Raw genomic sequence first — 24,282 nt, 5'->3', positions numbered from 1 at the left:
GCGTGGGCGCGGCCGGGGCAGTGCGGTCGTGACGGGGCTCAGCGGCTGCGACGGGTGCGGCGGGCGCGGATCAGCAGGAGCGCGCCCGCGGCGACGGCGCCGAGCGCGGTGAGGCCGACGACGGGCAGCAGCCGGGCCGCGTTGCTACCGGTCTCGGGCAGCTGGCCGCCGTGGCCGTGGTCGGGCGGGGGGACGTGGGTCGGGCTGTGGCCCGGGCTGTGGGTCGGGCTGTGGGTCGGATGCGGCGAGGGGCTCGCGGTCGGGCCGGGGCTCGGGCTGGGGCTCGGGCTGTGGGTCGGGCTCGGCGACGACGTCGGGCTCGGGCTCGGGCTGGGGCTGGGGACGGTGACCGGGACCTCGGCGCGGCAGCGCGCGTCCGTCGAGCCCTGCGAGCAGTTGTTGTCGTACGTGCCGGAGGAGACGGTGTTGCGCAGGACCGCGTCGGCGGCCAGCGGGGAGCGCACGGTGACGGAGTAGTTGATGGTCACGGTGGCCCCGACGGGCAGGTCCCCGCTCCAGGTCAGCGCGGTGCCCGCGAACTGGACCTGACCGCGGTCCGCGGTGGCGTCGTTGTTGTACGCGGCGGAGTTCAGCACGCCCGACAGGTCGTCGGTGAGGGTCACCCCGGGGGCGTCGGTCCGGCTGGTGTTGGTGGCCTGGATCCGGTAGTGGACGGTGTCGCCGGGCTTGGCGGTGGTCGGGTCGGCCGTCTTGACGATCGTGTAGCCGGGCACGGCGGCGACGGTGTTGCGCACGGTGTTGCTGGTGCGCTCCTGGGCCCGCTGGGTCTGGCTGCCCCGGAAGTGGAGCGTGGCCGTGTCGTCGAGGTGGGTGCCGACGGCGGTGGAGGCGTCGACGGTGACCTGGAAGGCGACGTCGGCCTCGGCGCCCGGGGGCAGGTCGGGGACGGTGCAGGTGACGGTCTGCCCGGCGGCCTGGCAGGCCGGGTTGGAGGCGGGGACGAAGGTGGTGCCGGCCGGGATCGTGTCGGTCACGGTGACGCCGGTCGCGGTGTCGAGGTCGGTGCTGGTGCCGTCCTGGCGCCGGTTGGCCACCGCGAAGGTGTAGGTGATCGTCCCGCCGGGGCCGACCAGCCCGGGCGGGTTGTCGTCGGGGCTGCCGGGCGGGGTGTTGGCCTTGGTGATCCGCAGGTCGGGTTCGAGGGCGTCCAGGGCCAGCCAGGCGGCCTGCGGTTCCAGGGCGTCGCCGGCGCCGCTGATGCGGACCAGCGCCTGCTCGCTGCCGGCCGGGATCTTGCCGGTCACGTCGATCATCCGGGCGTCGTAGCCGTAGTTGTTGACCGGGTCGGGGTCGCGGGTGGTGATGTTGGTGCCGGTGCCGTCCGTCGCGACATGGTCGATCCGGCTGGTGAACGCGTTGTCCGTGCCGACCCCCGTGGGGCCGGGCATCGGCACCAGGACCAGGTCGGTGGGCGTGGAGCCGACGGCCAGGGAGTCCCCGGCGATCGGCGCGTCACCGTCGCCCACCGTGATCCCCATGACGGCCCGCGGGGCCTGGGTGGCGGGGGTGCGGATGCCGCCCAGGGTGAGGGTCGTCGAGTTGTTGGGGTCGCGCAGCAGCTGGTAGCCGTCCCAGACCTGGAGGTAGCGCAGCGGCTCCGCCGCGTCCTCGTACGCGACGACGAGTGACCAGCCGCCCCAGCAGCCCACGTTGTTGCCGCCGAAGTTCTGCGCGGAGGACCGGCCGGCGCACGCCTGGATGTCGGCGACGGTGTAGCTGCCCGGACCGGCCGCCCGGACCTCCGCCGTCACGTCCTTGACCGCCCCGCCGGCCAGCAGCGGCTCCGGCGGGTTGCCGCCCACCATCTGGTCGAACCAGTCGTAGGTGTCCGCGGTCACCTGCTGGTAGCCGCTCGCGCCCGGGACCTTCCAGGAGACCCGGTTGCCCAGGTTGATGTCCCCGGACGTGCCGCCCGCGGTGCTGGTGTTGGTCGGGTTGAACTGCCAGTACAGGCGCGCCGACAGGACGTTCGCCCCGGCCGGCAGCAGCAGCTGCGCCGAGGAGGCGTTGGGGCCCGGCGCGTTCGGGTCGACCTTGACGAACTTGGTCCGGCCGTTGTTCGACCCCTCGGTGTCAGAGCAGACCGTGCCGTCGCTGTCGTCGCAGGTCAGCACCGAGTTGGAGGCCATCGTGAGATTGCCGTGCGCCAGCAGGTCGACCACCGGGTCCGGGCCGATCGGGCGCTGCGTCCCGGCCCCGCGCGGCTTCGGCCGCGCCGCCCTGCCCTCCGCCTTCGCCGCGGGCTGCGCCGCCGCGTTCGCCGCCGGCAGGGCCCGCACGGCCTCCGGCGGCCCCGCCGAGGCCGCCGGGGCCGGAACGCTCAGGGCGGCGGCACCCGCACCGAGCACCACCGCCAGCAACGCGGACAGGACGTGCGGCGGGCGCGGACGCACTCGTCGGACAGGTGACACGGGAACCTCGCTGTCGGGAGGTGACACGAACAGCAGAACCACGTACCTGCGCGGACGGGTGCCGATGCCTGCCGGACGGCTCTTTCACCCGGGTGGGGCAACAGCGCTTGACGGCCCGTCCGAGCTGCGCGAACGGCCGGTACCCAGAATTCGGTACGGGGGATTGGGTAGCGGTACGCATTGTTCCCGCCCCCGCCCAGCCGGTTTCCTGGAGCCCGCCCCACACCGACGACCCTCACCCCCGGAGGTCGCCCCATGACCCGCCGCGAACGTCTCCGGCTCTACGCCGACACCCACTTCACCGCCCCCGACCCCGGGCTGGTCCTGCCCGCCCGCCGCAGCAGCGGCCTGCGCCGGCCCGGCCTGGCCCGGCTGGCCCGGCTCTCCCGGCTCGTCGAACGCGCCGGACACCACCGGCACGGCTGACCCCGGAGCCGGACACCACCGGCACGGCCGACCCCGGAGCCGGACACCACCGGCACGGCCGACCCCGGACCGGGTCCCGCCCCTTGAGGGAGCGGGCGGGACCCCCTTTTCCCCCTCTCTCAGCCGGTGCCCTCCGGGGCCCCGTCCGCGGCGGCCAGCGCCTCGCCCAGCCCCGCCCGGCCCACCCCGAGCTTGCGCAGCGCACTCGCCACGTGGTGCTCGACCGTACGGGTCGACAGGAACAGCGCCCGGGCGATGTCCTGGTTCGCCGCGCCCTGGGCGGCCAGCGCCGCGACCTGACGCTCGCGCGGGGACAGCCGCTCGCCGTAGCCGCGCCGCCCCGGCGAGGCCGCCCGGCCCAGGCCCAGCTCCCGCCGCAGCCGCTGGCAGCGGGCCGCGTCCGAGGCCGCGCCCAGCGCCAGATAGGCCCGCTCGGCGGCGGCGATCCGCTCCCCGGCCGCCGCCCGGTCGCCCCCCGCCGCCACGGTCGCCGCCCGCTCCTCGGCCCGCGCCTGCTCGTACGGGCGCCCGATCCGCTGCCACAGCCCGGCCGAGCGCTCGAACTCCGCGCCCGCGCCCGCCGGATCCCCGCCGACGCCCGCCGGATCCGTACCGGCCAGCAGCAGACCGCCGGCGAAGGCCAGCGCCGCCCGGGCCGCCGGCGCGTCCCGCCCCTCCAGATGCGCCCGCGCCTGCTCGACCAGCTCCGCCGCACCCGCCGCGTCGCCCGCCGCCAGCAGCACCTCGACCGCCACCGGCAGCAACTCGGCGGCCCGCGGCCAGGCCCCGGCCCGGCGCAGCGCGTCCAGCGCCGGCACCAGCGTGGCCGCCGCCCGCGCGACGTCCCCCTCCGCCAGCTGCAGCCCCGCCAGCCCCGCCGCCGCCCGCAGCGCCCCGGTCACCTGCGACTCCCGCTCCCCGTACGGGCCCGCCTCCGTGAAGTGGGCGCGCGCCTCCGCGAGCCGGCCGCGCGCGGCCGCCAGCCGGCCCCGCAGCAGGGCCTGCTCGACCCCGGCCATCGCGAGGTCCGGGAACTCCGCGCCCAGCGCGGCCAGCCGCTCCTCCAGCCCGTCCCACCGCCCGGCCAGACCCTCCAGCCGCACCAGCGCGATCCGGCTGTAGCACTCCAGATAGGGGATCGCCGCCCGACGGGCCAGACGCCGGCTCTCCTCCAACAGTTGTGCCGCCCGCCGGTCGTGGCCCAGCTCCACGGCGATCTCACCCGCGTTGTACAGCGCACGGGCGGTCTGCCGGACGATCTCCGGCCGCCGCGAGCTGCGCGGCAGCGCGTCCAGTTGCTCCCACACCGCGGGGTCGCCCTCGCGCGCCAGGAACGTCAGCCGGGTGGCCCGTACCGCGGCGGCCACCTCCTCGTCCGGGTTCGCGGCCAGCGTCCGATCGGCCCGCTCCAGCCACTGCCGGGCGCGCTCGCCGGCGCCGTCGCGCTCGTTCATGGCCAGCGCCACCATCGCCCGGGCCGCCCGGCCCGGGCGCTGCTCCAGCTCGTCGAGGGACTCCTCCATCCGGTCGAAACCGGCCCGGTCCCCGCCGTGAACGGCCATCAGGAAGCCCAGCGACAGCCGGATCTCGCCGCGGTCGGGCACCGGCAGCCGCGGATCGGCGATGATCGCGGTCAGCGTCGCCGCGCTGGCCACCGAATCCACGCCGTCGGCGGCGATCCGCGCCAGCGCCAGCGCGGCCCGCCCGCGCCGCCGCGGATCGAGGTCGGGCTCGTCCAGCAGCCGGCGCAGCAGCGCGCCGGCACTGCCGCTGTCCCCGAGCGCCACCGCCTGGTCGGCGGCCGCCTCGGCCACCTCCTGCCAGGCCGCCCGGTCGCCGAGCGCCAGCGTGTGGTGGGCGATCTGCACCAGCGGCCTCGGCTCGCGCGCGCCCAGCGCCGCCACCGCCCGCCGGTGCAGTGCGCCGCGCCGCGGCCCCGGCAGCCGGCGGTAGGCCACCTGCTGCGCCAGGACGTGCCGGAACCCGTAGCGGGCCAGCGGCTTCTCGTTGAGCACCGCTGCCCGCAGCGCCTCGGTGAGGCCGTCCGCCGCGGCCTGCGGGTCGAGGCCGGCCACGGCGGCCAGCAGCTCCTCCCCGGCCGGCACGCCCAGCACCGCGGCCGCCGAGGCGATCGCGGAGGCCTCCGGGGACAGCGCCGCGAGCCGCTCGGTCACCGCGTCGCGCAGGCCGCGCGGCACCTCGGACTGCTCCAGGTCGGCGGCCAGGTCCGCGGCGTTGGTCAGCGCGCCGGCACCGCGCCGCTCGCCCAGCGTGATCAGGTCCTCCTCGGCGACCAGCGGCAGGCCCTCGCTGCGGTCGAACAGCACCCGGGTGAGCGCCGCCGTCGCACGCGGGCCCAGCGCCGCCCGGGCCAGCTCGTCGACCTCGGCCTCGGCGAGCGGGGCCAGCCGGATCAGCGCACCGCCCACCCCGGCCGGGCGCCGGTAGGCCGCGCCCAGGGCGGGGGTGTCCGGCGCCAGGTCCTCGGCCCGGTAGGTGAGCACCAGGGCCAGCCCCGCCGGCACGTCCCGGGCCAGCAGCAGGAGCAGCTCGCGGGTGGCGTCGTCCACCCAGTGCAGGTCCTCCACGACCAGCACCGTCTCGCCGAGCGCGCCGAGCAGGGCGCGCACCGCCTGGACCAGCAGCCGCAGCCCCGGCGTCCCCTCGCCGGCGGCCGCGGGCAGCGGCGGCAGCCGGTCGGCGAGGTCGGGCAGCAGCGGGCGCAGCGCCCCGGCACTGGCCGGGATGCGGTCGGCGGGCGGCAGGAACGGGCCGACGCCGCGCAGCGCGTCCACCACCGGGCCGAAGGCCAGCGGCTCGCGCAGCGGATGGCAGAAGCCGGTCAGCACCAGGCGGCCCGCCGCCGCGGCACCGGCCGCGGCCTCGGCCACCAGGCGGGACTTGCCCAGGCCGGCCTCGCCCTCGACCAGGACCACGGCGGGCGGGCGGAGCATCGCGTCGGTCAGGCGGTCCAGTTCGGGCCGGCGCCCCACGAACACGAAACCGGCGCCGGGCGATCCCGGCTCGACGGGCCGACTCACGGCCGTCCGGTCGGTTCGGGGGCGCGGCGCTCGCCGAGGAGGGGTGCGAAGGCCATGGGCACATCATGCCGTGACGGCTTGCGGCGGTACCCGCCGGGGCGCCCTCGCGGTGCGGGTGGTGCGGGCGGTGCGGTGCGTTTCCGTGGTGCGTTCCCGGGGTGTGTTCCTGCGGTGCGGGCGGTGTGTCCGTGCGTGTACGGATGGTGCGGGCGGCGTGTTCAGGCGGTCCGGGCCCGGACCGGCGGGTGCTGCGGCGGGACGTCCGGGCCGGGCAGTTCGAGTACCGCGCAGCCCAGCGCCTCCAGCCGGCGCACGGTCGCCCGGGCACTGCGGTCGTCGAGCGAGAAGACGAACGGCCCCGGCACCAGCACCACGTTCACCCAGCCCTGCTCGGCCCGCTCCAGCAGCCGCTCCAGGGCGGGGTGCGGGTCGCCGGAGCGCACCCCGTCGTCCAGGAAGGCGGAGGGTACCGGCAGGCCGCGGTAGCGGGCCAGACGCTCCAGCACCGCGCGCTGGTACTCCAGCCCCGCCGCGTCGGCGGGGTAACAGCGGAGGTACAGCGCGGGCCGGGCCGGGAGGCCGGGGTGCGGGGGGCGGTCGGTCATGTCGTTCACCTGCCCGGTGGGTGAGGAGTGCGACGGGAGTGGGGCGCCCGTCCACTCCAGCAGGCCCCGGTGAACAGTGCGGGATCAATAGCGGTCGCCACCCAATCGTGCGACCGCCGAACAGGTCACCGCCCCGCCCCGCAGGCCCCGCGGGCCCCGGGCGGCGCTCGCGTTCCCAGCGGCCCCGGGGGCCCCGGGCGGCGCGCCGAGGCGGTCCAGAACGTTGACGTGGTGTCAAGAGGCTGGAATGAACGGCACGTTCGCACCAAGGAGGAACCCGGCATGATCGACAGGCGCACCTTCACCAGGGCCGTCGGACTCGGCGCGGGCACCACCGCGCTGTCCCTGGCCGCCCAGACCCTGCCCCAGGCCCAGGCCCAGGCCCAGGCCCGGGCCGCCGCCCCCGTCGGCGCCCCCGGCCCCGCCGCCCGGACCGGCTTCGCCCGCCTGGCCCAGGTCCGGGCCGGCCTGCTCGACGTCGGCTACGCCGAGGACGGCCCGGCCGACGGCCCGGTCGTCGTCTGCCTGCACGGCTGGCCGTACGACATCCACAGCTACGTCGACGTCGCCCCGCTGCTCGCCGCCCGGGGCTACCGGGTCGTCGTCCCGTACCTGCGCGGCCACGGCACCACCCGCTTCCTGTCCGGGCGGACGATGCGCAACGCCCAGCAGGCCGCGGTCGCCCTGGACGTGCTCGCCCTGATGGACGCGCTGGGCATCCGGCGGGCGGTGCTGGCGGGCTTCGACTGGGGCTCGCGCACCGCCGACATCATCGCCGCGCTGTGGCCCGAGCGGGTCGAGGCGCTGGTCTCGGTCAGCGGCTACCTCGTCACCGACGTCGAGATGCAGAAGGAGCCGCTGGTGCCCGCCGCCGAGCACACCTGGTGGTACCAGTTCTACTTCGCCACCGAACGAGGACGGCGTGCCATGGAGGACCGGGACAAGCGCCGCGAGCTGTGCCGCCTGGTCTGGCGGCAGGTCTCGCCGACCTGGGCCTTCGACGACGCCGTCTTCGACCGCACCGCCGCCGCCTTCGACAACCCCGACTACGCGGCGATCGTCATCCACAACTACCGCTGGCGGCTGGGCCTGGCGGAGGGCGAGCACCGCTACGACCGGCTGGAGCGCCGCCTCGCCGCCCGGCCCCGGATCGCCGTGCCGACCGTGACCCTGGACGCGGGCCGCGACCCGTTCACCGCCCCCGGCGACGGCGCCGGCTACCGCGACTACTTCACCGGCCCCTACCTCCACCGGAGCCTGCCCGAGGTCGGCCACAACGTCCCCCAGGAGGCGCCCGAGGCCTTCGTGCAGGCCGTCCTCGACGCCGACCGGCTCTGAGCGCGGACGGTTCGGCGGCCGCGCCGCGCGGGTGCGACGGGCGGGGAGGGTCTCGCGGCTTCGTGGGGGAGAAGCCGCGAGACGTCGGTCACCGGGCGCCGGCGGCCGGCCGCGCGGCCGTCACCCGGAAGTCGTCCACCGCTGCTCGGAGCCGCCGGTGCAGGGCCACTGGACGACCGGCGCGCCCGGCGTCGTCGACGGCGTGTCCGGAACGTGCGCGACAAAGGAGTGCTCCTGACGTCAGGAGGCGTACGGGCATGTCCTTTCGGCCAACGTTGGGCGAGCGGACTTTGCCTGCCAGGACAAACCCTCCGGGCAGTCCCGGCTGAGAGTCTGGGGCGCATGGCCATCTCAACAACACTGTCCGAGGTCGTGGGCTCGGCGGTACGCCCGGGTGACCCGGGACTGTCCGTCGGGATCTACACCGACGGGAAGCTGATCCACCAGGCGTCCGCGGGGCTGGCGAGCGTGGAGTTCGAGACGCCGGTCGACACCCGCACACGGTTCGACATCGCCTCCATGAGCAAGCAGTTCACCGCCGCGGCGGCGTTGCTGCTGTGCCGGGACGGGCGACTGTCGCTGGACGACGACATCCGCACGCACCTGCCCGAGCTGAAGTTGGCGGTGCCGGTGACCGTCGGTCAATGTCTGCGGCACACGGGAGGTCTGCGGGACTGGCTGGCCCTGGCGACGATCGCCGGCCGCCCGCTGACGAGGATCACCCAGGACCAGACGCTGGCCTTCGTGGCAGGGCTGACCGAGGTCGACTTCGAACCGGGGACCGCGTTCTCCTACTCCAACACCGGGTACGTCCTGGTCGCCTCGCTCGTGCGGCGGCTCACCGGTCGCACCCTGGGGGAGTTCACCACGGACCGGATGTTCACACCGCTGGGCATGAACGAGACCGTGTTCCGCGAGGACAGCCGGGAGCCGTTGCCGCGATTCGCCTACGGGTACGACGTCACCCGCGGTGCCGTCCGGCGCGCCGACACCGAGGAGTCCGCGGTCGGCGACGGCGGCCTGGCCACCAGCGTCGCCGACCTGGCGCCGTGGTTCGGGTTCCTGCAGGACGGCCGGGTCCTGGGCGCCGACATCCGCGACGGGCTGTCGCGGCAGGTCGACTCCGGGGACGGGCAGGAGTGGCCGTACGCGCTGGGTCTCTACCACACGACGATCGCGGGCCGGCCGGCGTTCGGCCATGCCGGCGGTGTCCCCGGGTACCGGTCCCAGCTGCTGTTCATGCCGGACGCCGGCCTCGGCGTGGCGCTGCTGAGCAACAACTCCTCGATCGACTCCGCGGAGCTGGCCACCCGGGTGCTCCGGCTGGCCGTCGGGCTGCCCGAGGACGATCCCGTCGCGCTGACGGCGGACCCGGTGGCCGCCGAGCCCGCCGCCCGGCTGACGGGGGACTGGCTGGATCCGCGATCCGGCCTCACCCTCCGGATCGACGCCGTGGGCAACGGCCGGATCCGCATCCACGACGCGCCGTCCGCCGGCGAGTTCGCCCCGGCCGTCGACGGCAGCTGGCAGGGCCTGGAGGACAGCGCCGGCCTCTGGCTGCGGGCGTCGTCCGGCACGATCAGGATCGGATCGGTGTACCGCCCCGGCCGCGCCACGGAGTACCGGCGCTGTCCCCCCGCGACTGCCGGTGCCACACTGCCACCGGCCGTCTACCGCAGTCCGGAACTCGGTGTCCTGGCGACGGTCACCCGGGACGGCACGCTCGAACTCGGCCTGGAGTTCGTCGGGACGATCGAACCGGCACCGGACGGCGCGTTCCGCGCGGGCGGCCTGATCAGCCTGCGCCCCAGCGGCGACGACCTCCTGATCAGCACGCACGGTGTCCACCGGATGCGCTTCCTCCGGCAGCCCGACGACACCGCCCCCCTGGGACTTCCGGAGCGGCGATGACAGCCCCCACCGGGATCACCCTCGGGGTCGTGCTCGACAGCCTGGGAACCGACCTCCTACGGCCGCTCGCACTGCCGCGAGGCCGGGCGGTCGCCGTCGGGGCGCCCACGATCCATGACACCGACGCCCCCGGAACAGGGCTGACCGACGCGATCGTCCTGGTACCCGGCCGACTGACCGCCGACGTCCTGGAGCGGGCAGCCGAGCACCACGCCAAGGCGGTGGTCATGCGAGCCGGCACCACGGACACGGCAGCGCTGACACAGGTGGCCGAACGGACCGGAGTGGCGCTCCTGGAGCGCAGCGCCGAGATCTCCTGGGGGCAGCTCTACACCCTGATCGACGCGCTGCGCGCGATCACGAGCCCGGTGTTCGAGCCGAACAGGCACCGGTCCACCGACCTGTTCGCCCTCGCCAACGACATCGCCGTGCGCGCCGGCGGCGCGGTGGCGATCGAGGACCTGTCCATGCGCGTGCTGGCCTACTCCACGGTCCCGGGCCAACTGGTCGACGACCCGCGCCGGGACGGCATCCTCGGCCGCCGGGTGCCGGACCACCCGACCCACGCCGAGGAGTACGCCGCCGTCCTGCGCTCCGACACCGCGGTCTGGAGCTACGAGCCGAAGGAGTACCGGCCACGCCTCGCCATCGCCATCCGGGACGGTGGCGAGGCGCTGGGCACCATCTGGGTGCTCCAAGGCGATGAACCCCTGACGGAGGAGGCGGCGGACGTCCTCGCCGAGGGCGCGCGGCTGGCCGCGCCCCACCTGGCCCGGGTCAGCCTCGCGGCGGACGCCGAACGCCGGCAACGAGCCGAGCGCCTGGGCTGGCTGCTCCGCGGCCTGGGAGCGACCCGGGAGCTCGCCGACTCGTTCGGGATACGCTTCGACGCCCCGGCGACCGTGCTGGTGATCGGCCGCCCCGGCGACCCGGCCGGTCACGCGCGAGGCGTCTCGCCGGACTCCGCCGCCGAATACGTCGGCGACCTGCTGCGGATGGGACTCTCCGCCTACCGGCTGGGAGCCGCCGCCGGAGCGCTGGACGGCCAGGCCGTGGCGGTGGTCGACACGGCGTCCGACGCGCCCGTGATCCGGCTGATCATCGCGACGGTGCTGGCCCGGGCGGGCGACACCCTGGGCGGCGGCTGGCGGGCGGGGATCAGCCGCACCCTCCCCGGCCTCGCCGACGTCCCGACCGGGCTGAGCCAGGCCAGGCAGGCGCTCGACGTGGTGTGCGGACCGTTCGGCAGGACGGAGATCGGACGGCACGACGAGCTGGCCGCCCCGATATTCCTGCGGGACGTCCACGAGGCGCTACGGTACCGTCCGGCCCTGCACGGGGAGCCCCTGTCGACGGTGCTCGACCACGACGCCCGGCACGGAACGGAGTACGAGAAGACACTGCGCTGCTGGATCGCCGGGCACTACGACGTGCCACGGGTCGCCGAGGCCATGACGCTGCACCCCAACACGCTGCGGCACCGGTTGCGCCGGCTGGCCGAGCTGATCGACATCGACGACCCGGACCTGCGGCTGGCACTGGCGCTGCAACTGCGGCTACGGCTGCCGGACATCGGCACGAAGGAGGCCAGGTGAACCCGGGCACGGACGCCAACGGCCCGGAGCGGCCCGCCGAGCAGACTCGTCGCACGGTCGATTCTCCTTCCGCCGGCGCGGAACGGGCGGACGTCCGAATCCGGTCGCTCCGGACCGTCCCCGAACTCCAGCAGGCCGACGCGGTGCTGCGCACCGTGTGGAACACCCCGGACACCGCCGAGCCACCGCTGGCCCTGGACGTGATGTGCGCGCTCGCCCACACCGGCGGCTACGTCGCGGCGGCGTACCTCGGGACGGCGATGGTCGGCGTGACCGCCGGATTCCGCACCATCGGGGACAGCCTGCACTCGCACGTGGCCGGCGTGCTGCCGGGAATGCACGGGCGCGGGATCGGCGCGGCGATGAAGTCGCACCAGCGGGAGTGGGCCGCCCGGGCGGGCCTGTCGTCGATCTCGTGGACGTACGACCCGCTGATCCGCCGCAACGCCCACTTCAACCTGCGGCGGCTCGGGGCGGTCGCGGAGGCGTACCTGCCCGACTTCTACGGGCCGTTGGCCGACGGCATCAACGACGGCGACGAATCCGACCGGCTGTTCGTCAGCTGGCCGGTGCACGGGACGCCGCACGCACCGGCACCGCTGCCGGACCCGGCCGCGGCGGAACCCGTGCTCGAAGCGGACGGCAACGGCGAGCCCGTACCGCGCGCCGCGACCGGCGGCGTACTGCGCTGTGTCACCCCCGTGGACGCGGAGTCCCTGCGGCGAACGGATCCGGCCGCCGCCCGGCGCTGGCGGTCCGCGATGCGCCAGGCACTCGGCGGCGCCCTGGAGAACGGCTACCGGATCGACGGGTTCGACCGGTCCGGCTGGTACGTCCTGCGACGGAAGGAAACATCGGAATGAAGCTGCAGCAGGTGGAGTTGCGCGAGGTGGCCCTGCCCCTGGTCGCGCCGTTCCGGACCGCACTGGGAACCCAGGAACACCGGAACTCGCTGCTGGTCAAGGTCACCACGGCCGACGGAGCCGTCGGCTGGGGCGAGTGCGTGGCCGACGACGATCCGACGTACAGCGCCGAGTACCTGGCCGGGGCCCGGGAAGTGGTACGCGAGTTCCTGCTGCCCCGGTTGTCCCGGGCCCCCGGGCTGACCGCGGCACTGGTACCCGAGCTGCTCCGGCCGGTCAGAGGCAATCCGATGGCCAGGGCGGCCGTCGAGATGGCGGTACTGGACGCCGAACTGCGGACCGCCGGCATCAGCCTCGCCCAGTACTTCGGGGCGACGCGCACCGAGCTCGCGGTCGGCGTCTCGGTCGGCATCACGGACACCGTCGACGAGCTGATCAGCGCCGTCGACGGCTACCTCCGCGCCGGCTACGCCCGGATCAAGCTGAAGATCGAACCGGGCTGGGACATCGAGCCGCTGCGAGCGGTCCGGGAGACGTTCGGCCCGGACATCGCCCTGCAGGTGGACGCCAACACCGCCTACGGTCCGGCGGACCAGCCCCACCTGCGCCGGCTCGACGCCTACGGGCTGACGCTGATCGAGCAGCCGTTCGCCCACGACGACCTGCTCTCGCACACCCGGCTGGCGGCCCGCATGGACACCCCGATCTGCCTGGACGAGTCGATCACCTCCGCCCGGGACGCGGCCACCGCCATCCGGCAGGAGGCGTGCTCGATCGTGAACATCAAACCCGGCCGGGTCGGCGGGTACCTGGAAGCCCGCCGGATCCACGACCTGTGCCTGGCGAACGGCGTACCGGTGTGGTGCGGCGGCATGCTGGAGACCGGGCTGGGGCGGGCGGCCAACCTGGCGCTGGCCGCGCTCCCGGGCTTCACCCTGCCCGGCGACATCTCGGCCTCGGCCCGCTACTACACCCGCGACATCACCGACCCCTTCGTCCTCCACGACGGCCGTCTGACCGTCCCCACCGGCCCGGGGATCGGCATCGTCCCCGACCCCGACGCCCTGCAAGCCGCCACCACCTCCACGGAACTCCTCACCGTCTGACCAGTCGCAGGGCCTCGGGCACCGCCGCGCGGGCCCGGGCCCTGGATTCCTCTCAAGGCCGGTCCTGCGGTGAATCCAGGAAACGCCAAGCCGATTGACCGGTCGAATGATTCGATTTCTTTCGAAGGGGCTGGCGAAAGGGGGGCGTTCGTGATCCGGATCCGCCTGGGGGCCCGGCTCCAGCCACCCGCCGCCCAGGCAGCTCCTGCGGGCCCTCGACCGCGGGGAGGACCACTTCGCGCTCCGCCTCGCCGACGAGATGGCGCGGTTCTGGCACGAGGCGCTGGCGCCCTCGTGGCCGGCCCTCCGGGCCCGCCTGGAGGCCGACGCAGCCTGCCGCTCCTCGCCGCCGCCTGCGGGTACCTTGGCATCATGCTCGGCGTCGGCGACCTTCCCGACCCCTCCCCGCGGGGAGGCTTCCCGCGCATCCTCACCGAGGGAGGCGTGCTGCTGCTCGGCGGCGCGTCGACCTCGCCCTGCTCCAGCGGGCCGAGGGGACGGTCGGCCGCATGACCGAACACCCCACCAACCACGGAAGGGGCATCCGGTGGGCACCGTGATGGGCGAGGTGACACCGCTCGCGCTGGGAATCGCGCTGTCTCCGTTTCCGGTCGTTCCCGCGATCCTGCTGCTGTTCACGCCGCGGCCCAGACCCACCGCCGCGGCCTTCCTGACCGGCTGGACGGCCGGAATCCTCGCGGCGGCATCCGCGCTCGCCGCGCTCGCCGCCGTCGTCGAGGCCCGCGAGGAGACCCCCACCTGGGCCTCGTGGACCAAAGTGGGCCTCGGCGCGGTCCTCCTGCTCCTCGCCGCCCGGCAGTGGCGCTCCCGAGGGGACAAGGCGACCCCGGCCTGGATGAGGGCCCTGACGGACGCCACCCCGGCCAAGGCCCTGCGGCTGGGGCTGCTGCTGTCGGCGGCCAACCCGAAGGTCGTCCTGCTCTCGGGGGCGGCGGGACTGACGATCGGCTCCGCCGAACTGGAAGCGGCCCCCACCGTCGCCGCCCTGGCAGCGTTCACCGCGATCGCCGCCCTCACCGTCGCGCTCCCCCTGCTGCTCCACATCGCCGCGGGGGAACGTGTCCTGGCCCCGTTGGGCAGAGTGCGGACGTGGCTGGAGACCCACAACAGCACCGTCACCGCACTGGTCCTGGCCGTGATCGGCGCACTCCTGATCGCCGAGGGCGCCACCGCGCTGTGACCGGACCACCGCCCCGCACGGGCGGACGGCGGCACTCGCCCGGCGGGTTGCCGCGCCCGGCCGGGCCCCGCCGCGCGAGGATCACTCCGGCGACGATCCGCCGTACCGACCCGAAGGGCCGTACGGACTCGCGCGCCGAGCTGCCCCGGCGTCCCTCGCCGAGGCCGCACCACCGCCGCACCCCGGAGGGCCAAACGACACGGATCAACCGCGAGACCGTTCTCAGGACGGCGACCTTCTGGCTCCGCCCGGCGTTCGCGCTGCGCGTGGTCAGCCGCTTCCAGCGACTCGTGGGCTTCGACCGCTCCATGGCCCTGGCCTCCGCCGCGCTCACCGCCCTGGTGCCACTGGCCATCGTCTGCGGAGCCCTCGTCGTCCGCCTCGGCGGCAAGGACGTCGCCCAGCGCGTCATCGACCGCTACGGCCTCACCGGGGGCGGCGCCGAAGCCGTGCGAGACATGCTCTCCGCGTCCAACGACTGGGGCGCCACGGGGCTCTTCGGGATCGCCTTCCTCCTCGTCTCGGTGCTGAGCTTCGCGCGGGCCGCCCAGCGCCTGTTCGAACAGGACTGGGAGCTGGAACCGCTGAGCGTCCGCAACACCGTGAACGGCCTCAAATGGATCGCGCTGCTCGCCGGGTACGCCGCGCTGAGCAGCTGGGTCCACGCCACCCTCGACCGCGGGCCGCTGGGACTGGTGGCGGACGTCGTGGAGGCACCGCTGACAGCGGCCTTCCTCATCTGGGGCGGCCGGCTGCTGTCCGCAGGCCGGATCCCCCGGCTCGACCTCGTACCGTTCGCGTGCATCGCGGCGGTCCTGCTGTCCGGCTACTCCCTGGCCATGGGCGTCTACCTGCCGCGCCTCTTCAACGCCTCCACGGACCGCTACGGCGCGATCGGGGCGGTCTTCGCCATGCTCTCCGCCCTGTTCGGGGCAATGCTCGCCACCGTGGCCTCGGCGGCGCTCGGCCGGGAGGTGCGGGACGAACTCGACAGGATCGGACGCGGCGAACGCCCGCCGGACGACGAGATCCGCCAGCAGTGGGACACCGTGCTGCGCCAGGCGCGCTCGCGCTGGCAGACCACGCGCGGCCACGGCCTCCTGGGGCGACTGCCCCGGAGGCATTGAGCGCCCGGCGCCCCTCGCCCCGAGTGGGCGAGGGGCACTGCGGGTCGGGGCGGCCGGGAGCCTCGGCTACCTCTCGACCATGAAGGAGCGGGGGTGCGAGTTGAACCTGACCGAACGGCCGGCGGGGACGTTGAACAGCAGGCTGGTGCAGTCCTCCCGCCAGTAGAAGCGGACCGCGCTGTCTGTCGCGTTGTTCACGCCCGACAACGGCCCCTGCGCCTCCCTCGGCACTTCGTAGCAGCCTGCAGGCGGGTCGACGTACGGCACGCCCGGGCCAAGGCCCGACCCATCAGGGAAGATCACGTTGTAGAACGTCAAGGTGCCCGTGGCGGCCTGGGCGGACGTGGGGACGGCCACGGCCAACGTCCCTGCAGCGATGAGAGTGCCGAGCGTTGTGACGAGTCGTCGCATGATGAGACCTCCTGTGCGCAGGGGTGCCGGGCGCATCCCGCGATCACTGCCAAACGTAATGGGATGTGCGCGAATCGTCACCGGCGTGAAGGGGTGCGAACGGCGCGAAGGCTGCGGCTGTGCAAGGGCTCGAGCGGCGGGCGGCCGCCGGGCTTCGACGAGCAGCGGTACTTCTGCCAGGTGGACTCAGGCATTGTTGTTTTCCGTCTCCTTCCTGGCTGGGGACCTTTGCCTTCGCGGTGCCGTGGTTGCGCCCCTCGCCCGGGGTGGGCGAGGGGCGCTGCGGGGTTGGGGCGGTCAGGCGTGGTGGTCGAATTCGCCGGCTTTGAGGCCGTGGAGGAGGGTGGCGAGGGCGGTGGGGGTGGTGCGGAGGATGGTCTGGCCCTCGTCGGACTCGCGGAGTTCGATCGCCCCGGCGACCGTGCGGACCTCCACACACTCATTGTTTGCGGCGCTGTAGCTGGACTTTTGCCACTCTGGACTACGCATATGTGCGGTTCACATCCTCCATGATGGATCGAATGAAGTCGCGTGATCCTTCTTCGGAGAGTGCTGTGGAGTCCAGGCGAGAGAAGATCGCCCGGTGCTTGGCCAGGTCCGCCGGGGAGTCGAAGAAGAGTGCACCTTGGGTGACGTCCATCTGGATGGTGTCCAGCTCGGGGACGGGGCCTTCGGCGAACGTGAGGTTCTCGCCGGAACCGGGGAAGGTGTCGACGGCAAAGGGCACGACGCGAACTGAGATGCCGGGCTGCTCGGAATCGTCGAGCAGCGAACCGAGCTGGTCGATGAGGACCTTGAGGCCGCCGAACTGCATCCGCAGTGCGGCCTCGTGGATGAACACTTGGAGAGGAGTCGCGCCTGAGCGAACTACCTCTTGCCGCTTGATTCGGAAGGCCGTCCTGGTGTCGATGTCTTGTGGGGGCAGCGGAGGAAAGATCCGTGCGAACACGGCCGAGGCGTAGTCGCTGGTCTGCAACAGTCCGGGCATGTAGGTGGTCGTGCAGATTGTCAGCCGCTTGGCTCGGTTCTCAAGCTCGGCCACCTCAAGGAAGTCGATGGTCAGGGTGCCGCGGAACTTTTCCCACCATCCCTTCTCCCGCTCCAGTGCCATGTCAACGAGAGCGTTGATCAGCGGCTGGTTGACGCAGTTGCAGGCCGAGGCCAGGGTTCGCAGGCGCTCGGGGCTGACGCCGATCTTCGCCTTCTCCATCTGCGTCATCTGGCCAGGGCTGATGCCGAGGGTGCGGGCGAGCTGGCTGCCGCCGAGCTCGGCTTGCTCCCGCATTCTCCGCAGCTCAGCGCCAAGTCGCCGTTGACGGAGGGTCGGGTTGGAGCGAAGGGGCATGGCGTCCTTTCGGCCGGTGCTGGGGCCAGTGTGCCGCGCTGGCGACGTACAGGTCCATCTGCGAGCCACACGATAGAGCGAATTTTTAGGTGTGAGCCTAAAAACTCAGGAGATGGTGCGCTACGGTCGATCTCACACCGATCCGACGGATCGTCAGTAACGCCTGCTAGCAAGCACCGCAGAGCAGCCAAGTCCTTCTCCAACGGCCTGGCTCACGGCGACACATGTTCCGCCGGTTCCTCCCTCACTCACGCCTCGGGAGAACTCCCATGCGTCACATCAACACCCCCACCATCGCCATCGCCCGTCAGACCCTCCACAACAGCATGACCCGCGTCGGCTGGTCCCCGTCCGTCATCTCCGACGCGCAGCTCGCCCTCTGCGAGCTGCTCGTCAACGCCTGGCGGCACGGGGACACCCCCGCCCCGCTCGTCGAGATCATCTCCATCAACGGTTCCCTGCGGGTCTCCGTCACGGACGGGAGCCCGATCCTCCCCACCACCCCGCCGCTCTCCCTGCTCGCCGAGTCCGGCCGGGGTCTGCAGTTGGTCGAGGGCCTCACCCACCGCTGGGGAGTCGACCCCCACGAGCGTGCCAAATCCGTCTGGTTCGAGCTGGACGGCGCCGCGTGATGGCCCGCCGTCACCCGATGCTGCCGACCGACCCCCGGATCCGGCACTACACCGACGCCCACATCAACACGCTCCTCGCCGAAGTCCAGGACCGGGGGCGGAAGTTCGGCCTGATCTTCCCCTCGGCCGGCACCGACCGGACCATCGACGGCCGCGTCCTTGTCCGCTTCAACACCGCGCCGGCCTCGACGCTGTTGAACCTCCTCGTCCTGCTCCTCGACGCGGAGCGGGACTTCTCGTGAAGTTCCTGATCGGGACGGCCTTCGCCGTCCTCCTCGCCGTCGCGGTCTCCATCGTGGCCCTGGGCGTCGTCAACGCCCTCCGCACGACCCCGCCCGACGAGGACGCCTGACCCCGCCGGCCCCCGCCGCCCACGCGCCGGGGGCTGCGGCACTGCTCCGGGCCCCGAAAGGCTCACTTCTTGTTCCCGCCAGCGGCTCTTTAATGAGCCCTGAACGCGCGAAGGCCGATGCGGCGCGTTCAGGGTCCCTGCCCGCCAGCTGCATATTGTGATCAGCCTCGCGGCCTGTCACGGGTTCGCGCCCCGGCCAGTTGATCATGCCGAGCTCCTTGCGCCTCCCCGCACGCTCTGCGACACATGCAAGAGGTCCGGATACGGTGAGGAAGGGGCCCCGCCGGACGTCGGGAATTCAGCCGGCGCCCATCAACCACGGCCGCCGGACGGAGTGTCAGGCGGTGGGCTCGTCGGAACGTCCCAGCAGGTGTTGGATGGGCTGGAGGCGTTCTCGTCCGCTGCGGCATAGCGCGGACGGCAGTACCCAGTCCTCGGTGCGGCCAAGGACCCGATAGCAGCCCTGCCCTCCGCGCCGCGTGGCCTGACGGTGGCCCCGAGAGAGCTGCTCCCGGCGTAGTGGTGAGGCCGGACCGGGCAGCGGGGGCACCCCTTGGCGGATCGGCACCTTCGGGATGATTTGAGATATTTTGTGGACTGTTGGCCATCATTGCGACAGGCGGGCAAGATCGCAATAGTAGTCGGGAAATCCTATTGAATAATTATTCACGACTTTCACCTGCCCGTCGGATTATCTCTGTTCGCAAGCTGGCGAGATCTCCTGTGCCATGCTTCAATACCAAGCGAAGCGGCGCCATGGAGACTCCGATGATCGCAGCAATGGTAACTGCCTGTGCCAGCATTCTGATTGCCGTAATGGCCTACTGGCTGAATCACCAAGGAGAAGTCCGCAGATCTCTAAGGAAGGCGCAAATCGACCGGGTGAGCAGTCAATTAAAAGACCTCTATGGCCCACTTCTCATTCTCGCGGAAACAAACGAGAAGGCGTGGAGCGAGTATCGCAAATGCTACATTTTACCCGTTGGTTCCGGCCTGGACGAGATTCCGCTGCCAGAACTAGAGGAGACACGGTGGCATACATGGGTAGAATCGGTGTTTGCCCCGACGGCCCAGAGGATGCGAGAGATTGTCACCACTCGGGGTGATCTGATCATCGGGGGAGAAATGCCGCCCGTGGTCCTGGAGTTTTGCGCGCATGCAGCGACCTATAACGCCCTCCTGGCGAACTGGGAAGCCGCCAGTCCAAGCAAATCTACCCTGATTCGCCATCCAGGAAACGGATTTCTTTCCTATATTCGCGAGTCATATGGATCGCTCAAGGCGGAACAGGCGCTTCTGCTCAAGGCGGCACGCGAGTCTGGTTGAGCATAATTTGACCGACAGTATGTTGAACAAAATAGAAGGAGGCTTCTATCAAGGTATTTCTGAGCTGGTCCGGGGAGCGCTCTAAAAGAACTGCCGAAGCCCTTTGGTCCTGGCTGCCAGATGTTCTTCAATACATCAATCCGTGGCTCTCCAGTCTGGATATCTCTGCAGGGAGGAGAGGAGTTCGAGAGATCACCGACGAGCTTTCTGAGACAAATTTTGGTATTATCTGCACAACCCCTGAGAATCAAGCTTCCACTTGGATCAACTTTGAGGCTGGGGCCCTTTCTAAGCAGGTCGATGGAGGCTATGTGGTCCCGTTCCTGATCGGCATGAAGGCTACCGACCTCATCAGTCCTCTCAGTCAGTTCCAGGCCATCACCGGAGATAGCAAGGATGATGTGCAGAAGCTCCTTTTTGACATCAATGAAGCTTCGAATGGCCTGGCAATCCCGCGTGAAAGATTGGAGCGCGCCTTCCGGAGAAGTTGGCCAGAGCTCGAGGGCAACATGAGGAACATCAGCGCACTTTCGTCGCGGGATAGCCCGTCGAAAACGGTCGAGCGATCCGAGGCCGACATGACTGAGGAGATCCTCCTTATTGCCCGACAGCTCGATCACCGTATGGCAGAGATCGAGAGATGCACGCTACAGGCAGACGGGGCGCCGCGGCGTTCTCCTCGGGAAATTCGCCGGATCAGCGAAGAGAAGTTCATTGCCTCCTCATTCGCAAAGATCGGCTGGGAGGCCGTACGCTCCTCCTGGGAGGCCGACAGCGTAGTCATTGTCGCGCAAAGTTCAGGAGGGTCATCGCAGTTGATTTCACGCGATTTTGTCGAGCGGGTCGCAAAATCGTTGGGGCGAGAGGTAGTCGTACTGGGGGAGGCCGGGAATGTGATCATTCGCAGCCTCCTCCCGTGATAAAAAATATGTTCCTAGCGCTCGAATTTTACCTCGACCGGCAGTGGCATCTTCTCCCTCTTTCCCAAGCGTCGAAGGCGCAATTCTCCGGCCTTCTCTGGTTCAACCCAGGCGTTCCATGCCTTGATATAGATTGCCACCTGGTCCCGCATTCCCATCCTGCGCTTGGAGGAGCTCCGCCTCGGCGTTTCCTTCGGAACCTCTCGCAGAGCAAGTCTCGCATCGCCAGGGTCCAGACTCGCGCCCGACTTGAGGCCAGAGATCCATTCGTCGAGTTCTGCAGCAGGTGCTACCTCGGTGGTCACGAAATATCCTACCGCCACCGCCGTCTGGCTCGCGAAAAGGTGCTTGGAAAGCTCGCGGCCGATGCTCACGGCCTCCCCGTACCTGTCTTTATCCTCGTTGTACGCGGCCAGGATCCGGTCGTTCGATACGTAAGCCCGGGCGCCACTCCAAGGGTCGTTCGGAATCATCTTGAAGAGAAGTACGTGACGGATGGTAGCGGAAAGCAGGGTCCGGTACTTCGCGCCCGTCGACAACAGCGTATCCGCTGCACTCCGACTCCTCCCGGTGTCGAGAACCGGAAAAATGTCATTTGACAGTCCATTGAAAACAAACATCTCCACAGGAGTGTTGGCCTCGATGATCGCATGGAGGCGATGCTGGCCGTCGATAAGTACGCCGTCCTTGTCGAAGGCGATTCCCTGATGAGTCAACTTCCATTCGCCGCGGAGAATGGCCTCTGCCAGGGCTCTCACTCGCCCCACGTCCAGGCGTCGGTTGACCGAATTCCGGGACAGAAAAGTTCCGGCAATATCGGGGGTCACCTTGATGATTCGCGAGACGGGGTTCTCCTCCGGCTCCTCTGACCCTTCAATGGCGATAGTCATCCTCTGATCGTAAGGTCGCCAGCTTTGAACTCCCCATTTTTGATCAAAAGTGATCAATTTTGCTCAATAAGTCGCTATCTTAATATCGTCGATGCCCAACTCGGCACGGTAAGGTCCGCTTGGTGGGATTGGGAGCCACCTCCGACTGGAGTTCAGGTATAGCGCCGAAGGGACCCGCACCATGGGGCTTGCCCAGGATCGACACAGCGCTGCGGACAGACTGATGGGAGACGCGCCCCGAGCGCGAGTCGCTCCGCCGACATCTTGGCCTGGGACCGGCGATCTCTCGCGGCCTCGTTCGCTGCACCATCCCAACCAAGGGAAGGCGCGCCGTGACCATCTCTACGCTGGGGTACCCGAACACGGTGCTCGCCAACGCCATTGGGGACGCTGATCGGGCCGGCGGTCGCTGCGTGCGGCGGGAGTCTTGACGGTGGTCGCTCGGCGGGGAATTGTCGAGCAAGTCAGAGCAATCCACTGGCAAGAGGGGGCCGGCGTGGCACTACGGTTGATCGGGATTGACCCCAACACGGGGGACGACGAGTGCCCGACCGTCTGGTACGACGACGAAGCTGACGAGATCGTCGTGCAGGGCTGGAAGGCCGCCGAGAAGCTGCGCGCCAAGTGTCTGGAGACCGGCAGCATCCCCGATTCGGAGGATGTGGTCCGGCTGCCGGCGCGGATGGCGCCGATTTTGAGGAAGGCGTGCGATGCCGCCGAAGGTACCGACGTTCGCTGAGCAACTGGCCGCCGCCCGCTCCAGCGCGGTCCACTTGGAGATGCGCGACTCCTACAGTGTGGCCAAGGAGACCGGGCCCTTCGCGGCGTGGCGGGACGGCTTCCGCCACGACCCTGACGACCGTACGTCCTGGTGGCGCCCGTGGCTGACGCTGATCGAGGAGACCGTCGCCCGGGGCGTCGAGGTCCGGCGCGTGCGGATTGTGTCCGAGCCGGTGTCGGAGTACATCAGGTTCGAGCACTCCGGCACCTTCACCAACATCGCCGCGGGCGAGCAGATCCGGTGGCTGCCCCGGCGGCAGGCCTCGCACATCGCCTTGCCGGGCAATGACTTCTGGCTGTTCGACAGCGAGTCGGTGCGGTTCAACCACTTCACCGGTGATGGGGAGTCCGCCGGGCCGTCGTTCAGCGACGACCGGGCGGTGGCCCTGCTGTGCGCCACCGCGTTCGAGGCGGCCTGGGAACGGGCCGTGCCGCACGAGAACTACACTGTCTGACCACGCCAAGACCGGCCGCGGCAGCATCATGTCGATCTCCCCGTCCTCCAGCGTCCAGGCCGCCCGCAGGGCCCTCGCCGCACGCCTTGGCGAGTTGATGCGCGACGCCGGGCTGAAGGGTGGGGAACTGTCGGCCCGCTGCGGTTGGCACCCGGCGAAGACCTCTCGCATCCTCAACGCCAAGGTCGCCCCGTCGGACTCCGATATCCGCGCCTGGTGCGAGGCCTGCGGAGTCGACGACCAGGCGCCCGACCTGATTGCCTCCAACCGGGCGGTGGACTCCCTGTACGTCGAGTGGCGACGCATCACCCGTACGGGCCTGCGCCAGGCGCAGGAAGCCCGGGTGCCGCTCTACACCCGCACCCGCCATTTCCGCGCCTACTCCTCCCGGGTCGTCCCCGGCGTCCTGCAGACGCGGGAGTACGCAGACGCCCTGCTGCGCACCGTGGCCGATGTCCGTCATACCCCGGACGACGTGGAGGCCGCAGTCGAGGCCCGGCTCGCCCGTTCCAGAATCGTCCTCGAGGGAGGGCGCCGCTTCGTCGCGGTCATCGAGGAGTCCGTCCTGCGATACCGGATCGGCGACGACGAGGTGATGGCCAGCCAACTCGGCCACCTGCTGCGGGCCATGTCGATGCCGTCGGTGTCGCTGGGCATCATCCCGTTCACAGCCGCCCGCACCATGTGGCCGACGGAGACCTTCAACCTCTTCGACGATCGGCAGGCGGGGGTGGAGCTGTTGTCGGCCCAGGTCACCGTGACCGCACCCAGCGACCTCGCCCTCTACGCGCGGACGTTCGCCCGCTTTGCCGGGTTGGCTGTGCACGGCGGCGCGGCCCGTGAGCTGATCACCGCCGCGATCGACACGCTGAGGTGAAGCGGCCGCAAGTTTTTGCAACTTCCTTGAGTGTCACAGGGGTTGGTCCGTAGCTTTCACAGGGCCGCCGGGTAGTGCCCGGCGCCACCAGGTGCCCCAACAGCAGTCGGAGGAACCATGGCAACCGCAGTTGCGCCCACCGACCCGACCGTCGGACCGCTCCGGAACGTGCGCGACCACATCCCCGCCGATCTGTGGGAAAAGCAGATCGGCCTGCTGATGCGCGACTACCCGTACGACTCCGTCATGGCCGCCCGCGTCCTCGGCCAGGGCTACGCCTACCTGCTGACCGCGATGGCCCACCGTGGCGAGCGCTTGAGCCTCGGCCCCAGCGCGCTGGTGGACATCGGCGTCCACACGATCATCCTGGACACCGTCGCCTACGCCGAGCTGTGCCGGACCCACAACGACGGCCACTTCCTGCACCACGTGCCGGCCGTCGAGTTCAAGGACGACGGTACGGTGCTGCGCACCGCCCGGATCATCGCGGCCGACGGCTGGGACGTGGACCTGTCGCTGTGGGCCGACGCCGCCAACTGCAGCCCCTGCCACCCCGGCAACGACTCGCACTGACCGGTCGGTTGCGGTGGTCCCGGCCCGGCCGGGGCCACCGCCACGCGGACGGGTGGTCTTCGCGCGAATCCCTGCG

Annotated in this window: 23 protein-coding genes; 16 read left to right on the top strand and 7 right to left on the bottom strand. The window is 71.2% G+C overall.

What is annotated here, in order from left to right:
* Positions 1-38: 38 nt before the first annotated feature.
* Positions 39-2,414: an LPXTG cell wall anchor domain-containing protein gene (locus ACFVVA_RS23795; protein WP_387692383.1), complete on the bottom strand. Its 2,376-nt coding sequence runs from the start codon at positions 2,412-2,414 to the stop codon at positions 39-41.
* A 273-nt stretch (positions 2,415-2,687) separates the two neighbouring features.
* Between ACFVVA_RS23795 and ACFVVA_RS23790 the strand changes: the two genes are divergently transcribed.
* The gene (locus ACFVVA_RS23790) at positions 2,688-2,858 is read left to right on the top strand and encodes a hypothetical protein (RefSeq protein WP_359915435.1); all 171 of its coding nucleotides are present in this window, start codon (positions 2,688-2,690) and stop codon (positions 2,856-2,858) included.
* 119 nt (positions 2,859-2,977) lie between these two features.
* Here the strand turns inward: ACFVVA_RS23790 and ACFVVA_RS23785 are convergent, their stop codons facing one another.
* Both ACFVVA_RS23785 and ACFVVA_RS23780 read right to left on the bottom strand, forming a co-directional pair.
* A complete protein-coding gene (locus tag ACFVVA_RS23785; protein WP_387692381.1) occupies positions 2,978-5,899 on the bottom strand; it encodes an ATP-binding protein in 2,922 nt (973 codons plus the stop codon).
* 218 nt (positions 5,900-6,117) lie between these two features.
* Positions 6,118-6,504, bottom strand: coding sequence for a recombinase family protein (locus ACFVVA_RS23780; protein WP_387692379.1), 387 nt, complete (start codon positions 6,502-6,504; stop codon positions 6,118-6,120).
* Between the two features lie 282 nt (positions 6,505-6,786).
* Here ACFVVA_RS23780 and ACFVVA_RS23775 point away from each other — a divergent pair, with 282 nt between their 5' ends.
* The 7 genes from ACFVVA_RS23775 to ACFVVA_RS23745 all read left to right on the top strand — a co-directional run bounded on the left by ACFVVA_RS23775 (position 6,787) and on the right by ACFVVA_RS23745 (position 15,645).
* Positions 6,787-7,842: an alpha/beta fold hydrolase gene (locus tag ACFVVA_RS23775; protein WP_387692377.1), complete on the top strand. Its 1,056-nt coding sequence runs from the start codon at positions 6,787-6,789 to the stop codon at positions 7,840-7,842.
* Positions 7,843-8,184: 342 nt separating this feature from the next.
* Positions 8,185-9,753, top strand: a complete 1,569-nt coding sequence (locus tag ACFVVA_RS23770) for a serine hydrolase domain-containing protein (RefSeq protein ID WP_387692375.1) — start codon at positions 8,185-8,187, stop codon at positions 9,751-9,753.
* The gene (locus tag ACFVVA_RS23765; protein ID WP_387692373.1) at positions 9,750-11,348 is read left to right on the top strand and encodes a PucR family transcriptional regulator; all 1,599 of its coding nucleotides are present in this window, start codon (positions 9,750-9,752) and stop codon (positions 11,346-11,348) included. Before ACFVVA_RS23770 ends, ACFVVA_RS23765 begins: the two co-directional genes overlap by 4 nt.
* Positions 11,345-12,211, top strand: coding sequence for a GNAT family N-acetyltransferase (locus tag ACFVVA_RS23760; protein ID WP_387692371.1), 867 nt, complete (start codon positions 11,345-11,347; stop codon positions 12,209-12,211). The genes ACFVVA_RS23765 and ACFVVA_RS23760 overlap by 4 nt, the downstream gene beginning before the upstream one ends.
* Entirely contained in the window at positions 12,208-13,317 is a 1,110-nt protein-coding gene (gene menC / locus ACFVVA_RS23755; RefSeq protein WP_387692369.1) for an o-succinylbenzoate synthase, read from the top strand. Before ACFVVA_RS23760 ends, menC begins: the two co-directional genes overlap by 4 nt.
* 547 nt (positions 13,318-13,864) lie before the next feature.
* A complete protein-coding gene (locus ACFVVA_RS23750) occupies positions 13,865-14,518 on the top strand; it encodes a GAP family protein (protein ID WP_359906195.1) in 654 nt (217 codons plus the stop codon).
* A complete protein-coding gene (locus tag ACFVVA_RS23745) occupies positions 14,515-15,645 on the top strand; it encodes a hypothetical protein (RefSeq protein WP_387692367.1) in 1,131 nt (376 codons plus the stop codon). The genes ACFVVA_RS23750 and ACFVVA_RS23745 overlap by 4 nt, the downstream gene beginning before the upstream one ends.
* A 66-nt stretch (positions 15,646-15,711) precedes the next feature.
* Here the strand turns inward: ACFVVA_RS23745 and ACFVVA_RS23740 are convergent, their stop codons facing one another.
* The 3 genes from ACFVVA_RS23740 to ACFVVA_RS23730 all read right to left on the bottom strand — a co-directional run bounded on the left by ACFVVA_RS23740 (position 15,712) and on the right by ACFVVA_RS23730 (position 17,401).
* Positions 15,712-16,056, bottom strand: a complete 345-nt coding sequence (locus tag ACFVVA_RS23740; RefSeq protein WP_359906200.1) for a hypothetical protein — start codon at positions 16,054-16,056, stop codon at positions 15,712-15,714.
* A gap of 297 nt (positions 16,057-16,353) precedes the next feature.
* Positions 16,354-16,545, bottom strand: a complete 192-nt coding sequence (locus ACFVVA_RS23735) for a DUF397 domain-containing protein (protein WP_387692365.1) — start codon at positions 16,543-16,545, stop codon at positions 16,354-16,356.
* Positions 16,538-17,401 carry a helix-turn-helix domain-containing protein gene (locus ACFVVA_RS23730; protein WP_387692363.1) on the bottom strand — a complete coding sequence of 288 codons (864 nt, stop codon included), beginning with the start codon at positions 17,399-17,401 and terminating at the stop codon, positions 16,538-16,540. Before ACFVVA_RS23730 ends, ACFVVA_RS23735 begins: the two co-directional genes overlap by 8 nt.
* A 269-nt stretch (positions 17,402-17,670) precedes the next feature.
* Between ACFVVA_RS23730 and ACFVVA_RS23725 the strand changes: the two genes are divergently transcribed.
* From ACFVVA_RS23725 to ACFVVA_RS23710, 4 genes are all read left to right on the top strand, one after another.
* Positions 17,671-18,033: an ATP-binding protein gene (locus ACFVVA_RS23725; RefSeq protein WP_387692361.1), complete on the top strand. Its 363-nt coding sequence runs from the start codon at positions 17,671-17,673 to the stop codon at positions 18,031-18,033.
* Entirely contained in the window at positions 18,033-18,275 is a 243-nt protein-coding gene (locus tag ACFVVA_RS23720; protein WP_387692359.1) for a hypothetical protein, read from the top strand. Before ACFVVA_RS23725 ends, ACFVVA_RS23720 begins: the two co-directional genes overlap by 1 nt.
* An 878-nt stretch (positions 18,276-19,153) precedes the next feature.
* The gene (locus ACFVVA_RS23715; RefSeq protein ID WP_387692358.1) at positions 19,154-19,711 is read left to right on the top strand and encodes a hypothetical protein; all 558 of its coding nucleotides are present in this window, start codon (positions 19,154-19,156) and stop codon (positions 19,709-19,711) included.
* Positions 19,712-19,758: 47 nt separating this feature from the next.
* Positions 19,759-20,631 (top strand): TIR domain-containing protein, encoded by an 873-nt coding sequence (locus tag ACFVVA_RS23710; RefSeq protein WP_387692544.1) that lies wholly within the window; start codon positions 19,759-19,761, stop codon positions 20,629-20,631.
* Positions 20,632-20,645: 14 nt separating this feature from the next.
* Here the strand turns inward: ACFVVA_RS23710 and ACFVVA_RS23705 are convergent, their stop codons facing one another.
* Positions 20,646-21,521 carry a hypothetical protein gene (locus tag ACFVVA_RS23705; protein ID WP_387692356.1) on the bottom strand — a complete coding sequence of 292 codons (876 nt, stop codon included), beginning with the start codon at positions 21,519-21,521 and terminating at the stop codon, positions 20,646-20,648.
* Between the two features lie 496 nt (positions 21,522-22,017).
* On the opposite strand from ACFVVA_RS23705, the gene ACFVVA_RS23700 reads away from it, so the two are divergent.
* The 4 genes from ACFVVA_RS23700 (at position 22,018) to ACFVVA_RS23685 (ending at position 24,206) form a co-directional block, all read left to right on the top strand.
* Positions 22,018-22,260, top strand: coding sequence for a hypothetical protein (locus tag ACFVVA_RS23700; protein WP_387692354.1), 243 nt, complete (start codon positions 22,018-22,020; stop codon positions 22,258-22,260).
* Positions 22,232-22,756 carry a DUF6879 family protein gene (locus ACFVVA_RS23695; protein WP_387692352.1) on the top strand — a complete coding sequence of 175 codons (525 nt, stop codon included), beginning with the start codon at positions 22,232-22,234 and terminating at the stop codon, positions 22,754-22,756. Before ACFVVA_RS23700 ends, ACFVVA_RS23695 begins: the two co-directional genes overlap by 29 nt.
* Positions 22,757-22,784: 28 nt before the next feature.
* Positions 22,785-23,633 (top strand): helix-turn-helix domain-containing protein, encoded by an 849-nt coding sequence (locus ACFVVA_RS23690; RefSeq protein ID WP_387692350.1) that lies wholly within the window; start codon positions 22,785-22,787, stop codon positions 23,631-23,633.
* A gap of 117 nt (positions 23,634-23,750) precedes the next feature.
* Positions 23,751-24,206: a hypothetical protein gene (locus ACFVVA_RS23685; RefSeq protein WP_387692349.1), complete on the top strand. Its 456-nt coding sequence runs from the start codon at positions 23,751-23,753 to the stop codon at positions 24,204-24,206.
* Positions 24,207-24,282 lie beyond the last annotated feature (76 nt).

This window comes from Kitasatospora sp. NPDC058048, from assembly GCF_042885555.1.
Lineage (GTDB): Bacteria > Actinomycetota > Actinomycetes > Streptomycetales > Streptomycetaceae > Kitasatospora > Kitasatospora lactacystinica.
Note: the sequence above shows the minus strand (reverse complement) of the source record. Positions and strands in the feature narration are given on the sequence as shown.